At 71.5% G+C, this 14683-nt stretch carries 11 protein-coding genes; 5 read left to right on the top strand and 6 right to left on the bottom strand.

The features are described from left to right. Positions 1–22 precede the first annotated feature (22 nt). The 3 genes from glnA (P5G50_RS14070) to P5G50_RS14060 all read left to right on the top strand — a co-directional run bounded on the left by glnA (P5G50_RS14070) (position 23) and on the right by P5G50_RS14060 (position 6143). The gene (gene glnA / locus P5G50_RS14070; protein WP_301208230.1) at positions 23–1360 is read left to right on the top strand and encodes a type I glutamate--ammonia ligase; all 1338 of its coding nucleotides are present in this window, start codon (positions 23–25) and stop codon (positions 1358–1360) included. A gap of 41 nt (positions 1361–1401) precedes the next feature. Continuing rightward, complete coding sequence (locus tag P5G50_RS14065) at positions 1402–4446, top strand: bifunctional [glutamine synthetase] adenylyltransferase/[glutamine synthetase]-adenylyl-L-tyrosine phosphorylase (protein WP_301208231.1); 3045 nt, start codon at positions 1402–1404, stop codon at positions 4444–4446. Between the two features lie 170 nt (positions 4447–4616). After that, positions 4617–6143, top strand: a complete 1527-nt coding sequence (locus P5G50_RS14060) for a glycosyl hydrolase (protein WP_301208232.1) — start codon at positions 4617–4619, stop codon at positions 6141–6143. Between the two features lie 93 nt (positions 6144–6236). Here the strand turns inward: P5G50_RS14060 and P5G50_RS14055 are convergent, their stop codons facing one another. After that, positions 6237–6575, bottom strand: coding sequence for a putative immunity protein (locus P5G50_RS14055; protein ID WP_363319509.1), 339 nt, complete (start codon positions 6573–6575; stop codon positions 6237–6239). A gap of 106 nt (positions 6576–6681) precedes the next feature. Continuing rightward, positions 6682–8106: a type I glutamate--ammonia ligase gene (gene glnA / locus P5G50_RS14050; RefSeq protein WP_301208233.1), complete on the bottom strand. Its 1425-nt coding sequence runs from the start codon at positions 8104–8106 to the stop codon at positions 6682–6684. A gap of 136 nt (positions 8107–8242) precedes the next feature. Between glnA (P5G50_RS14050) and P5G50_RS14045 the strand changes: the two genes are divergently transcribed. Next, positions 8243–8665 (top strand): RDD family protein, encoded by a 423-nt coding sequence (locus P5G50_RS14045; protein WP_301208234.1) that lies wholly within the window; start codon positions 8243–8245, stop codon positions 8663–8665. Positions 8666–8750: 85 nt separating this feature from the next. Here P5G50_RS14045 and P5G50_RS14040 read toward each other — a convergent pair whose 3' ends face one another. The 3 genes from P5G50_RS14040 to lipB form a co-directional block, all read right to left on the bottom strand. Then, positions 8751–9449, bottom strand: a complete 699-nt coding sequence (locus P5G50_RS14040; protein WP_301208235.1) for a DUF4191 domain-containing protein — start codon at positions 9447–9449, stop codon at positions 8751–8753. Between the two features lie 85 nt (positions 9450–9534). Next, positions 9535–10524, bottom strand: coding sequence for a lipoyl synthase (lipA, locus tag P5G50_RS14035; RefSeq protein WP_301208236.1), 990 nt, complete (start codon positions 10522–10524; stop codon positions 9535–9537). Beyond that, positions 10521–11210, bottom strand: coding sequence for a lipoyl(octanoyl) transferase LipB (lipB, locus tag P5G50_RS14030; protein ID WP_301208237.1), 690 nt, complete (start codon positions 11208–11210; stop codon positions 10521–10523). The genes lipA and lipB overlap by 4 nt, the downstream gene beginning before the upstream one ends. A gap of 129 nt (positions 11211–11339) precedes the next feature. Between lipB and P5G50_RS14025 the strand changes: the two genes are divergently transcribed. Next, positions 11340–13079: a hypothetical protein gene (locus P5G50_RS14025; RefSeq protein WP_301208238.1), complete on the top strand. Its 1740-nt coding sequence runs from the start codon at positions 11340–11342 to the stop codon at positions 13077–13079. 30 nt (positions 13080–13109) lie between these two features. Here P5G50_RS14025 and sucB read toward each other — a convergent pair whose 3' ends face one another. Further along, the gene (sucB, locus tag P5G50_RS14020) at positions 13110–14660 is read right to left on the bottom strand and encodes a 2-oxoglutarate dehydrogenase, E2 component, dihydrolipoamide succinyltransferase (protein WP_301208239.1); all 1551 of its coding nucleotides are present in this window, start codon (positions 14658–14660) and stop codon (positions 13110–13112) included. Positions 14661–14683 lie beyond the last annotated feature (23 nt).

Here is a 14683-nt window from a genome sequence, read left to right as displayed (position 1 = left end):
GAGGGCTGACGAAAGGGGCAGGATGGACAAGCAGCGCGACTTCGTTCTTCGTACGATCGAGGAGCGTGGCATCAAGTTCGTGAGGCTCTGGTTCACCGACGTCGTCGGCACGCTCAAGTCGGTGGCGCTCGCCCCGGCCGAGGTCGAGGGCGCGTTCGCCGAGGGTCTCGGCTTCGACGGCTCGGCCATCGAGGGCCTGACCCGCGCGTACGAGTCCGATCTGCTCGCGCACCCCGACCCCACCACGTTCCAGATCCTGCCGTGGCGGGGGGAGATCGACCCCACCGCGCGCATGTTCTGCGACATCACGACGCCCGACGGCCAGCCCGCCGTCTCCGACCCGCGCAACGTGCTCAAGCGCGCGCTCGAGAAGGCGGCCGACCGCGGCTTCACCTTCTACACGCACCCCGAGATCGAGTTCTACCTGCTCAAGTCGTCGTCGTTCGGCGCGGAGGGGCCGGAGCCGGTCGACTCCGCCGGGTACTTCGACAACGTGCCGGGCGGCACCGCGCACGACTTCCGCCGCCGGTCCGTGCGGATGCTGGAGGATCTCGGCATCTCGGTCGAGTTCAGCCACCACGAGGCCGGCCCCGGCCAGAACGAGATCGACCTCCGCTACGCCGACGCGCTGACCACCGCGGACAACATCATGACCTTCCGCACCGTCATCAAGGAGGTGGCGATCGAGCAGGGCGTGTACGCGACCTTCATGCCCAAGCCGCTCTCCGGCCAGCCCGGCAGCGGGATGCACACCCACATGTCGCTCTTCGAGGGTGACACGAACGCGTTCTTCGAGGCAGGCGCCCAGTACCAGCTCTCGCGCATCGGCCGCCAGTTCATCGCCGGCCTGCTGCGCCATGCGCCCGAGATCACGGCCGTCACCAACCAGTTCGTCAACTCCTACAAGCGCCTGTGGGGCGGCGACGAGGCTCCCAGCTTCGTCTCGTGGGGGCACAACAACCGGTCGGCGCTCGTGCGCGTGCCGCTCTACAAGCCCAACAAGGGCCAGAGCTCGCGCGTGGAGTACCGGGCCATCGACTCCGCCGCCAACCCGTACCTCGCCTTCTCGCTCATGCTGGCCGCCGGCCTCACGGGCATCGAGAACCAGTACGAGCTGCCGCCCGAGGCGGAGGACAACGTCTGGGAGATGAGCGACGCCGAGCGGCGCGCGCTCGGCTACAACCCGCTGCCGGCCAGCCTCGACCACGCCATCTCGCTGATGGAGGACTCGGAGCTCGTCGCAGAGACCCTGGGGGAGTCGGTGTTCAACTACGTGCTCGCCAACAAGCGGCGCGAGTGGGCGCAGTACCGGTCGCAGGTGACGCCGTTCGAGTTGCGCACGAACCTCGAGATCCTCTGAGCCGCGCCTGATCGCCCGAGCGCTGTGAGGAGGCCGACGTCGTGACGCGCGAGAAGCTCCCCCTCACCACGCTCGCGCGTGCGGGCTTCGTCGGGCTGAGCTCGGTGCGCGCCGAGCTGGACGAGCTGGTCGAGCTCACCGGCCTCCCGGTCGACGACCTGCTGCCCGCGCTCTCGGCGGCCGCCGACCCCGACACGGCGCTGGCGCTCATCCTGCGGCTGCTGCGGCACGCGCCCGTGCAGACGACGCGGTACGTGCCCTCGCTCAACGACGCCCGGCGGCTGCTGCGCGTCATCGGAGCGTCGGAGGGCGCTGCCGAGTTCTTCCTGCGGCAGCCGGCCGAGCTCGCGGCCCTCGACTACCCGATCACCGCGCTGCCGACGGCGGAGGAGCTGCGGGCCGACCTGCTCGACAGCGTCGGCGCGGTCGACGGCTTCGCGGCGATCACCGATGAGCCGGCCTGGACGGCCCTCCGCGTCCGCTATCGCCGCCGGCTCGTGCAGCTGGCGAGCTTCGACCTCGAGCAGGAGGACCCGGTCGCCGGGCTCGACGGCGTCGCCGCCGCGCTCTCCGACCTCGCCGCCGCCGCGCTGGAGGCCTCGCTCGCCGTCGCACGCGCGCAGACCGCGGGCGCCGGCCCCGGCCGCTACCCCGAGAAGGAGGTGCGCGCGACGCCGTTCGCCGTCATCGGCATGGGCAAGGCCGGCGCGGGCGAGCTCAACTACGTCAGCGACGTCGACGTGATCTTCGTGACCGAGGGCGTCGAGGAGGCCGGGCTCTCCTCCGGCCGGGCCGTCGACATCGCGACGCGGCTGGCGATGCTCACCATGCGCGGCATCCACGAGCCGGCGATCGAGCCGGGGCTGTGGGAGGTCGACCCGAACCTCCGGCCCGAGGGCAAGGACGGTGCCCTGGTGCGCACCCTCGACTCCCACATCGCCTACTACGACCGCTGGGCGAAGGGATGGGAGTTCCAGGCCCTGCTCAAGGCGCGACCGCTCGCCGGTGACCGCGACCTGGGGGAGCGGTACGTCGCCGCGCTGGCGCCGAAGGTGTGGAGCAGCGCCTCGCGCGAGAACTTCGTCGAGTCGGTGCAGCGGATGCGCGAGCGCGTCACCGAGCACATCCCCGACGACGAGGTGCAGTACCAGCTCAAGCTCGGCCCGGGCGGGCTGCGCGACGTCGAGTTCACCGTGCAGCTGCTGCAACTGGTCCACGGCCAGACCGACGAGCTGGTCCGCCAGCGCGCGACCCTCCCCGCCCTCCGCGCTCTCGCCGAGCAGGGCTACATCGGCCGGGAGGAGTCGGCCGCGTTCTCGCACGACTACCGCACCCTGCGTCTCATGGAGCACCGCCTCCAGCTGCGCCGGCTGTCGCGCACGCACCTCATGCCGCGCGACGAGGGCGACGTGCGCATCCTCGCCAGGGCCACCGGCCTCGCGACCAGCGCCGAGCGGCTGCTGGCGCAGTGGGCGGAGGTCAAGCTGCGGGTCCGCGGGCTGCACGAGCGGCTGTTCTACCGTCCGCTGCTCAGCGCCGTCGCCACCACCTCCGCCGAGGACGCCCGCCTGGGCGGAGGTGCAGAACTGACGAGCGAGCAGGCGGAGGCGCGTCTCGCCGCGATCGGCTTCCGCGACCCGCGGGGCGCCCTCGCCCACATCGCGGCGCTCACCGCCGGCGTCTCCCGCCGCGCCACGATCCAGCGCCACCTGCTGCCGGTGCTGCTGCAGTGGTTCACCGACGGCGCCGACCCGGACTACGGCCTCCTCACCTTCCGCCGGCTCAGTGAGGAGCTGGGCTCGACGCACTGGTATCTGCGGATGCTGCGCGACTCCACCGGCGCCGCCGAGCGGCTGACCCGGGTGCTGTCGGGCTCGCGCTACGCCGGCGAGCTGCTCGGGCGCATCCCCGAGGCCGTCGCCTGGCTGGAGTCGGAGGACGAGCTCCGCCCGCGCTCACCCCAGCTGCTGCGCGAGGAGACGCTCGCGATCCTCGCCAGGCACGCCTCGCCCGAGACCGCCGCGGCCGCGCTGCGGGCGGTACGCCGGCGCGAGGTGCTGCGGCTCGCGTTCTCGGGCATCCTCGGCTTCGCCACCATCGAGGAGCTCGCCCGCGGCCTGACCGACGTCAACGAGAACCTGCTGCAGGGCGTGCTCGCCGCCATCCGCTCCGCCCGCGGCGACGCCGACCGTATCGAGTTCGCGATCATCGGCATGGGGCGGTTCGGCGGGAGGGAGCTCGGCTTCGGCTCGGACGCCGACGTCATGCATGTCTTCCGCCCGCTCGACGTGAACGCCGACGGCGACCCGGTGAACCCGGAGGCCGCACACCGCGCCGCGCTCGCCATCGTCTCCGACCTCAACCGGCTCACCGAGGACAACCGCCTCCCGCTCGACCTCGACATCGGCCTGCGCCCCGAGGGGAAGAACGGGCCGCCCGTGCGCTCGCTGGAGTCGTACCGCGCCTACTACCGCCGCTGGTCGCTGACCTGGGAGGCGCAGGCCCTGCTGCGCGCCCGCGGCGTGGCGGGGGATAGCCCGCTGCTCGACGACTTCACCGCGCTGGCCGACGAGATCCGCTATCCGGTGAGCATCGGCGAGCAGGAGGTGCGCGAGGTCAAGCGCATCAAGGCCCGGGTCGAGAACGAGCGGCTCCCGCAGGGCGCCGACCCGTCCCGCCATCTCAAGCTCGGCCGCGGCTCGCTGAGCGACGTGGAGTGGTTCGTGCAGCTCATCCAGTTGCAGCACGCCGCTGCCATCCCCGCACTGCGCACCACCTCCACGCTGGACGCCCTGGCCGTTGCGGCGGCGGAGGGGCTGGTCGAGCCGGACGACGCCGCGAAGCTCCGCGAGGCGTGGGTGTTCGCCTCCCGCGTCCGCTCGGCGATGACCCTCTGGACGAACAAGACGGCCGACGTCCTCCCCTCCGACCGCGTCGCCCTCGACGGCGTCGCCCGCCTGATGGAGTACCCGCCCGGCTCCGCCTCCCGCCTCGAGGAGGACTACCTCGGCGTCACCCGCCGGGCGCGCGCCGTGTTCGAGCGCGCCTTCTACGGCCCGCCGCAGCGGCCCACGCCGAGCGTGTAGCGGCCTTCGCCGCAGATGTCGGCGGAGTAATGCTCGGGTTTCGGTGAGGTTAAATCGCTTCTCCTCGCCTTGCCGCCTCGGAGCGTGACCCCCAGACTGGGGCCACTCGATCCCCGATGACGTGGATGCGCGACCTTCTCCCGACCGGACTCCCCGACAGGAGGGCACCCATGTCGAACCGATCACTCCGCTTCTGGGCCCGCAACCGCACCAATGCGCGCCTCACGGCCATCGCCGCCTCCGCACTCGTCGTCACGCTCGGCGCGGTGTCGTGGTTCGTCTGGTCGTCTCCCGACAGTCCCGTCCGGGAGGCCGCGGACACAGTGGTGGCTGCGGCCAACCCGCTGACCGCTCAGAACGCCCTGCTGCAGCAGCAGTTGAAGACCGCGAAGGGTCAGGTCGCGTCGCAGAACGGCAAGCTGAAGAACGCCGCGGCCGCAGCCGCCGCCTCCGCCGCCGCGCACGCGAAGCAGGTCGCTTCCCTGCAGCAGCAGCTCGCCCGGACCCAGGACCAGCTGGGCGCCTTGGAGGCGGAGTCCGACACCGGCACCGGCAGCGGCGACAAGGGTTCGAGCGGCGGGAAGGGTTCCGGCTCGAAGACGACGAACGCCACCAAGCCGCCCAAGGTCCCTGCCGCCGGGTCGCCCGGCGGCGACTCCACCCCCGGAGGGACCGAGAAGCCCGACGAGGACCCCGCGGCGGTCATCACCGCGCCGAGCCGCGACTCCCTCCTCCACCCCGAGCACCGCTACTTCGGGATGTACACCGAGCAGGCGCCCTTCAACTGGGCGACCCTCGACGCGACGGCGAAGAAGATCGGCGTCGAGCCCAACGTCGTCGGCTACTTCAGCGGCTGGGACGAGGACTTCCGGGTGAGCGCCGTGCAGCGCGCCTGGCAGCAGGGCCGCCTCCCGCTCATGACCTGGGAGTCGCGCCCGATCGCCGCCGGCAACAACTCCAACAGCGCGCCGGAGTACTCCCTCCCGACCATCATCGGTGGCGGCTTCGACGCCTATCTGCACCAGTACGCGAAGGACATCGTCGCCACGGGCCTCCCGCTCGCCATCCGCCTCGACCATGAGATGAACGGCACCTGGTACCCGTGGTCGGAGCTGAACGGCAGCGGCAAGGCGATCAACGGCAACAACGTGGGCGACTACGTGAAGATGTGGCGGCACGTCCACGACATCTTCCAGGCCGAAGGCGCGAACGCGCTCGTCATCTGGGTCTGGGCGCCGAACATCATCAACAACATGCAGCCGTCCTCGCACACCACGCAGGAGTTCCTGGCCGGCTACTATCCGGGCGACGACTACGTGGACTGGGTCGGCCTGTCGGGGTACCTGCGCCCGCCCTGGCGCGCCGGCAACGACTTCACCGCCGGCTACACCTTCGACCGCAGCCTCGACCAGCTGCGCACGCTGACCAGCAAACCGATCTTCTTGGCGGAGGTGGGAGCCTCGGAGACCGACGGCCACAAACCGGGCTGGGTGAAGACGTTCTTCGAGCAGTTCCACGACTCGAAGAACGCCGACATCATCGGCTTCTCCTGGTTCAGCCTCGCGATCACGAGCTACGTCGGAGGCGAGCGCTCGACCAACGACTGGCGCATCGACTCCCGCTCCGACAGCCTGGCCGCCTTCGCCGAGGGGATCGCCGACCCGGCGGCCGACTTCACCCTGATCCCGGCGGACTAGGCGGGAACGCCCCGAGACCGGCGCGCCGCCGGCGGCCCGACCCCTCCGCCGGCGGCGAGGCCCTTCTCCGCTCCCGCCCTCTCCCGCCTCTGCTCAGAGGCGCGCCTGAAGGGTGCGGATGGCCTCCCCGAGCGTCCCTGTGGTGAGCAGGCCCGTCCCGAGCGGGCCGGACCCGTCTTCACCCAGCTGCGGCAGACGGCGCAGCGCCTCGCGGGCGGAGGGATCGAGCCGGGCGAGCTGCCACTCCAGCTCGGCGTCGAACGCCCCGGGATCGTCGGGCGTGGCGAGTGCCGCCGCTTTCGCCGCATACGCGGCCGCTCCGAGGGCATGCGCTCCCATGTGCGCCACCCCGGATGCCTGCGCGGCGGCCCTGGCCGCGACGGCGCGGCGGTCGGTCGTCGAGCGTCTGCGGAGAGAGGGCCATGCGCTCACTCTTCCACCGCACGCACCGCATCACGCGGGTCACGCGGCCGTGAACGCGGAAGGGCCGCACCCCGAATCCGGGATGCGGCCCTCCTGCTGTGTCGAACCCTGCGGCTCAGACCCCGTAGTACAGCTCGTACTCGAACGGGTGCGGGCGCTGCGCGAGGGGCTTGATCTCCTTCTCGCGCTTGTACTCGATCCACGTCTCGATGAGCTCGGGGGTGAACACGCCGCCCGCGGTGAGGAAGTCGTGGTCGGCCTCGAGCGCGTCGAGGGCCTCGCCGAGCGACGCCGGAACCTGGGGGATGTTCTTGGCCTCCTCGGGCGGCAGCTCGTAGAGGTCCTTGTCGACCGGCTCGTGCGGCTCGATGCGGTTCTTGATGCCGTCGAGGCCGGCCATGAGCTGGGCGGCGAAGGCGAGGTACGGGTTGCCGGAGGCGTCGGGCGCGCGGAACTCGATGCGCTTCGCCTTCGGGTTGGTGCCCGTGATCGGGATGCGGATCGACGCCGAGCGGTTGCCGGCCGAGTAGACCAGGTTGACCGGGGCCTCGAAGCCGGGGACCAGGCGGTGGAACGAGTTCACCGTCGGGTTCGTGAACGCCAGGACGGCCGGGGCGTGCTTGAGCAGGCCGCCGATGTACCAGCGCGCGATGTCGGAGAGGCCGCCGTAGCCCGCCTCGTCGTAGAACAGCGGCTTGCCGTCGTTCCACAGCGACTGGTGGGTGTGCATGCCCGAGCCGTTGTCGCCGAAGAGCGGCTTCGGCATGAAGGTGGCGGTCTTTCCCCACTGCTCGGCCGTGTTCTTGACGATGTACTTGAACTTCAGGATGTCGTCCGCCGCGTGGACCATGGTGTCGAAGCGGTAGTTGATCTCGGCCTGGCCGCCGGTGCCCACCTCGTGGTGCGCGCGCTCGAGGATGAGGCCGGCGTCGATGAGCTTCAGTGAGATGTCGTCGCGCAGGTCGGCCTGCTTGTCGACCGGGCTCACCGGGAAGTAGCCGCCCTTGTACGGGGTCTTGTTGCCGAGGTTGCCGCCGTCCTCCGTGCGGCCGGAGTTCCACGCGCCCTCCTCGGAGTCCACCGCGTAGAAGGAGGAGTGCTGGTTCACCTCGTAGCGCACGTCGTCGAAGATGTAGAACTCCGCCTCCGGGGCGAAGAAGGCCGTGTCGGCGATGCCGGTCGAGGCCAGGTACTTCTCGGCCTTCTTGGCCACCTGGCGCGGGTCCTTCGCGTAGATCTCGCCGTTGCGCGGGTTGTAGATGTCGAAGACCATGATCAGGGTCCGCTCGACTCGGAACGGGTCGATGTAGGCGGTCGAGACGTCCGGGATGAGCTGCATGTCCGACTCGTGGATCGACGCGAAGCCGCGGATCGAGGAGCCGTCGAACAGCTGGCCGACGGAGAAGAACTCCTCGTCGACGGTCGAGGCGGGGATGTTGAAGTGCTGCTGCACACCGGGCAGATCGGTGAAGCGGATATCAAGGAACTTCACGTCGGTGTCCTTGATGAACTTGAGCACCTCGGAAGAATCACGGAACATGCGGAGGACTCCCAATGGCTTGCGGGTGAGCGGCTGCACGTGCAGCCACGATCCACGCTAGGGGGAGGCCGTTTCCCTCCCGTGACGCAAATGTTTCCAGGATGTTACGCGTACCCGGGCCGGGTAGGCTCGACGGGTGCCCCAGAACCCCTCCTCCCGCTCCGGCGACATCGCCCCCAGCCGCTATCCTGGCGAGCGCCTCGGGCTGCCGGAGGCCGGTCCGCGGTCTGTGGGCCGCGCCGGTCGCCGCATCGGCGCGATCGTCGTCGACTGGGCGCTGGCGTCGGTGATCTCGGCCGCGTTCTTCCGCTATGACCCGCTGGCGAACATCCTGATCTTCGCCGTGATGCAGATCGTGTTCATCCCGACGATCGGCGGCAGCATCGGCCACCGCCTGTTCGGGATGCGCGTGGTGCCGATCCGCGGCGGCTGGGTCGGCGTCTGGCGTCCGATCGTGCGCACCGCGCTGCTGTGCGTCGTGATCCCGGCGCTCGTCTGGGACTCCGACCAGCGCGGCTTCCACGACAAGATCGCCGGCACGGTCCTCCTCCGCGCCTGACCCTCCCCGTCGCAAACACGCGAGTACGCAGAAAGTCCGCGGACTCGACGTGAACCCGCGGACTTTCTGCGTACTCGGCTGTTGCCTAGCGGGCCCGCTGCGCCCGCACCTTCATCGGGTCGATGCCCTTCGGGATGGGCATGGCGTTCTCGAGCGACTGGAGGCGGTTGCTGATGGCCAGCACCTCCGCCTTGGTCAGCGTCGGCTTGATCTTGGCCAGCGTGCGCGGGATCTTGTGCAGCGGCACGGAGTCGGCGTCCGGCCCCACGCTGATGGTCGTCACGGGCACGTTCGGCAGCACGCGGGTCACCTTGCGGCGCTCCTCCTCGACCATGCGGCGGGTGCGGGTCTGCGGGCCCTCGCTGATCAGCACGACGCCGCCGCGGCCGGTGGCACGGTAGACCGCGTCCTGCGTCTTGCCGTTGACGGCGACCGGCATCTCCGAGCCGCGCCAGCTGCGCTTCAGCGAGGAGCGCAGGACGGCGCCGACGGCACCCGGCTGGCCCTCGATCTGCGAGTAGGCAGCCCGCTCGGCACGACGGCCGAGGATGATGAGGCCGATCAGCACGCCGGCGAGCACACCCGCGACGATCCACAGCACCATCGTGAAGACGTTGCCGCCGGAGAGGAACACGGCCAGCAGGACGCCCGCGACGATGGGCAGCGCGATGCCGAGGACGATGTACAGCACCGCCCGGTTGTCGTAGCGGCGGGTCATCTGGAAGACCTGCCACATCTGCTTCAGCCGACCGGGCTCCTTGGTGGACTTGTCCTTGCGTGCCATGGTTCCTAGGATACCGGGTCGGCCGCGTCCGGGATGCGCCGTTCGCCGCAGGAAGAAGGGGTTCCGGCGGGAGGGGTGGCGCGGCTCAGGAGACGGCCTGCGCGAACGCCTCCCGCTCCTCGCCGAGGTGCGCGAGCGACTCCGGCAGCGGCCGTCCCTTCGCCGCCATCGAGCGGGCGTACAGCCGCCCGGCCCGGTACGACGACCGCACGAGCGGGCCCGCCAGCACGCCGAGGAAGCCGACCGCCTCCGCCTCCTCCTTCAGCTCGACGAACTCGTCCGGATGCACCCAGCGGGCGACCGGCAGGTGCCGCGGGCTCGGCCGCAGGTACTGGGTGATGGTGAGGATGTCCGTCCCCGCCTCGTGGAGGTCGTGGAGCGCCTGGGTGATCTCCTGCCGCTCCTCGCCCATCCCGAGGATCAGGTTCGACTTGGTGATGAGACCGGCCGCCCCTCCCTGCGTCAGCACGTCGAGCGAGCGCTCGTAGCGGAAGGCGGGCCGGATGCGGCGGAAGATCCGCGGCACCGTCTCCACGTTGTGCGCGAAGACCTCCGGCCGCGCCTCGAACACCTGGCCGAGGTGGTCGGGGTTCCCGGAGAAGTCGGGCACGAGGATCTCGACCCCGGTGCCCGGACTGGCGGCGTGGATGGCGCGGATCGTCTCCGCGTACAGCCACGCGCCCTCGTCGGGCAGGTCGTCGCGGGCCACGCCGGTCACCGTGGAGTAGCGCAGCCCCATCCGCGCGACCGACTCGGCCACGCGCCGCGGCTCGTCGCGGTCGAACTCGGCCGGCTTGCCGGTGTCGATCTGGCAGAAGTCGCATCGGCGCGTGCACTGCGAGCCGCCGATGAGGAAGGTCGCCTCCCGGTCCTCCCAGCACTCGTAGATGTTCGGGCAGCCGGCCTCCTGGCAGACCGTGTGCAGCTCCTCGCCCGTGACGAGCTGGTGCAGCTGGCGGTACTCGGGGCCCATGCGGGCGCGCGTCTTGATCCACGCCGGCTTGCGCTCGATCGGGGTCTCGGCGTTGCGGACCTCCAGCCGCAGCATGCGGCGGCCCTCGGGTGCGGCGGTCATGCGGCGGCTCCTGTCGTGGTGGCGGGCGTGGAGGTGGTGGTGCTGAGGATCTCGGTGCTGAGCGCGGCCTCCAGCGCCTCCGGGATGAAGGGGGCCACGTCCTGAGGGGTGACGGTGGCGCCGGTCTCACGCGAGATCGTGGTCACGCCCGCGTCACGGATGCCGCACGCGACGATCCGCTCGTACGCGTCGGTGCTGTTCGAGCAGTTCAGGGCGAAGCCGTGCATGGTGACGCCCTCGGCGACGCGGATGCCGATCGCGGCGATCTTCTCGTCCTGGCTCCGCGCGCCACCTGCCGGCAGCCACACTCCCGAACGGCCATGCACCTGCACGCCGGCGACGCCGAACCGGGCGAGCACCTCGATCAGCATGGCCTCGAGGCGGCGCACGTACGCGACGACGTCGACCGGGTCGGAGAGCCGCACGATCGGATAGCCCACGAGCTGGCCGGGGCCGTGCCACGTGAGCTTGCCGCCGCGATCGACATCGATCACGGCGGTGCCGTCGGTCGGACGCTCGTCGGGCTCGGTCCGGCGGCCGGCGGTGTAGACGGCCTCGTGTTCGAGCAGCAGGAGGGAGCCGGCCGAGCGCCCGGCGACGACGTCGGCGTGGAGGGAGCGCTGGCGGGCCAAGGCGTCGGGATAGGGGACCGGTGCGCGGAGGCCGGAGGTGTCGACGGTGAGCATGCGACCAGCATATCTGGACTGAGTCTATTAATCGCTTTTCGGTGTCCACAGGGTGGGTGGTGGCGGGCGCTTCTCCACTGATCCTGCGATTGCCTCTCCGCCTCCGAGCCGACGCGCTGAAGTGGAGGCATGAACGTCGATCGCACTACCGGCCAGCCGCCCTCCGCCTTCCGCACACGGGCAGGAGGTGATGCGTTGCGACGCCCGGCAGCCGCGATCGCCGCCGCGAACGGGTGGCGTGCCGAGAGCTGGACGCGCGGGGGAGCGACGCATGGCGAAGCGACGCGCGCCTGGGCCTCTGCGGGCGCGGAGGCCCAGGTGGGCGGGCACGCGCTCGAGGTGATCGGTGACGATCTGACCGCCGGCGCCATCCTCTGGGTGCATACGGAGTCGCTCGCTCACGACGCCGACGCGCGGCGGGCGTCCGATTCGGAGCACATCACCCGGGTGCTGCGCCGGCTGCCGGAGCGAAGGAGCCGAGTCGGACCCGTGCACGCCCTGCTGCTGGAGCGGCCGGGCGGCGGCACCCTGGAGGAACGGCTCGGTGCGGGGCCGCCGCTGCGGGCCGGGGAAGCGGTCACCATCCTTCTCGGCGTCGCGACGGCCCTGTCGGACCTCCACGCCGCCGGCTGGGGAGGCGCGCTGACCCGGCCGGCGTATGTGGCCTTCCGCACGGACGGCTGCCCGGTGCTCGCCTGGCTGGAGCGCCCCGTCCCGTTGGACGACGATGCGGAGGCCGCGGACCGCCGTGCGTTTCGCTCGTTGAGCCGGGCAGTGTGTGACGCGATCCCCGGCGACGAAGGACGCCGCCTGCTCGAGACCGTCGCCGACGTCACGGCGCTACGAGGCTGGGAGCGCCTCCGCGGGGCGCTCCTGCGCGAGGCGCAGCCCGGTGTCGTGAGCGTGCCGGCGCGCGGCCCGCTCGGGAAGGCGCCTCACGCGCGGGCGGACGCTGCCGGGTCGGATGGTGCCGAGACGGACGATCCGCATGAGTATGGTGCGGCGTCGTCTGGCGGGGCGGCGGGCGGCGGCCTCATAACGCCGGCGGACGATCGTCGACCAGCGTGGCCGGAGCGGATGCTGGCGACGATCGAATCCCGCCCGCTTGTGCGCTGGATCCGCGGTGTAAGCGAACGGGTGCGACGAAGACCGGGGTTGATCGTGGTGGCGCTCGCGCCCGCAGCGCTCGCGGGGGCCCTGCTGGTATTGCTGCCGGGGACCGACAGCGGCGCGCACGGATCGCCATCGGAACTGGCCACGTCCGCGTCGGCAGCGGTGGACAGGTCGAACGCGCCGCAGACGCCCTCCGAGCCAATCGCGACGGCGAGCCCACCTTCGCCGCAGTCCCCCTCGCCGGCCTCAGGCTTGTCGACATCGCCCTCGCCGCCAGCGGCCTCGTCGCCGTCGCCTTCGCCAGGCGCAGCCTCGTCGCCGTCGCCCTCCCCGCCTTCAGCGCGGGCGTCCGGCGACACGAGTACTGGCGTGGTGGGGAGGGATCCGCTTCTCGGCGACGATCCGGTGGCGGCTGCGCGCGTGCTCGTGGAAAGGCGCCACGCATGCTTCGCGGCTCGGAGACCGTCGGCCGGGTGTCTGGAGGCGGTAGTGCAGAAGGGGAGCGAGCTGCTTCGGACGGAGGAGGCTGGGCTCGGCGAACGCGGGGCTGCCTCTGCACGCGACTACGGAGCGGCGGACGTCACGCTCGTGCAGCGATGGGCGCGAGCGGCCCTGGTCACGGTCGAGCCTGGCGCGCCCGGCGGGCCAGGCGGACTCGGCGCGCCGGGCTCAGCCGGGTCGATCAAACGCGAACCGGCCTCGCTCCTGCTGGTGAGGGGCGAGGCCGGTTGGCGGTTGCGTGAGGTGTTCCCGTGAGTGGTGTGACGGGACAACTCGCGGCGGGGACTAGATGCCGAGGTTCCCCTCGAAGTCGCCGGCCTCGAGGCGGTTCTTCACGGCCACCAGGAAGCGGGCCGCGTCGGCGCCGTCCACGATGCGGTGGTCGTAGGAGAGGGCCAGGTAGACCGTGGAGCGGATGGCGATCGAGTCCGTGCCGTCCGCCGTGACGACGACCGGGCGCTTGGTCACGATGCCGGTGCCCAGGATGGCGACCTGCGGGAGGAACACCACCGGGGTGTCGAACAGCGCGCCGCGCGAACCGGTGTTGGTCAGCGTGAACGTGCCGCCGGCGAGCTCGTCCGGCTTGAGGCGGTTGTCGCGGGTGCGCTCCGCCAGGTCGGAGATCTGCGCGGCGAGGCCGGCGAGGTCGAGCTCCGAGGCGTTGCGTACCACCGGGGTGAGCAGGCCGCGCTCGGTGTCCACGGCGATCGAGAGGTTCTCGTGGTCCGGGTACACGATGTTGTCGCCGTCGACCGTGGCGTTGATGACCGGGTAGGTCTTCAGCGCCTCGGAGGCGGCCAGGGCGAAGAACGGCAGGAAGGAGAGCTTGACGCCCGTCTTGGCCTGGAAGTCCTTCTTCACGCGGTCGCGCAGGGCGGCCACCTTGGTGACGTCGACCTCGACGACCGACGTCAGCTGCGCGGTCGACTGCATCGAGACGACGGCGCGCTCGGCGACGACCTTGCGCAGACGCGACATCGGCTGGGTGGTGCCGCGCAGCGGCGAGACCTCGGCGACGGGCGCGGCAGCCGGGGCGGCAGCGGACTCGGAGGCGGCGGGCTGAGCGGCGGAGAGGATGTCCTCCTTGCGGATGCGTCCGCCGACACCGGTGCCGGTCACGGTCGACAGGTCGACGCCCTGCTCGTTCGCGAGCTTGCGGACGATCGGGGTGACGTATCCGGCGTTGCCGGCGTGCGCGCCGCCGGCGGCCGGAGCCTGCTCCTGCTGCGCGGGGGCGGCGGCAGCAGCAGCCTGGGCGGGGGCCGGAGCCTCCTGCGCGGGCGCGGCAGCGGGAGCAGCCTGCGCTGGAGCGACGGGAGCAGCCTGAGCCGGAGCAGCCGGCGCGGGGGCGGCGGGAGCAGCCTGCGCCGGGGCGGCCGGAGCCGCCTGCGCGGGGGTCGGAGCCTCCTGTGCAGGCGCAGCGGCCTGGGCCGGAGCCTCCTGGGCCGGAGCCTCCTGGGCGGGAGCAGCAGCGGCGGCCGGAGCCTCCTCAGCAGGCGCAGCAGCGGCCGGCGCTTCGGCGGGCTCCGCCGGAGCGGCCGGCGCCTCGGGCGCCGCCGACTCGGCCGGGGCGGCCTCGGGGGCCGCGGCCGAGCCGGAGCCGTCGCCGATCGTCACGAGCGCGGTGCCCACCTCGACCGTCTCGTCCTCCTGCACCAGGATCGCCTCGATGACGCCCGCGATGGGCGAGGGGATCTCGGTGTCGACCTTGTCGGTCGAGACTTCGAGCAGGGGCTCGTCCACCTCGACACGGTCGCCAACGTTCTTCAGCCAGCGGGTGACCGTGCCTTCCGTGACGCTCTCGCCGAGCGCCGGGAGGCTGACGGATTCGCTCATGAGCTTCTCTCCTTCAAAACCTG

It is taken from the genome of Leifsonia williamsii (assembly GCF_030433685.1).
Lineage (GTDB): Bacteria > Actinomycetota > Actinomycetes > Actinomycetales > Microbacteriaceae > Leifsonia > Leifsonia williamsii.
This window is presented reverse-complemented; position numbering and strand designations above follow the sequence as displayed.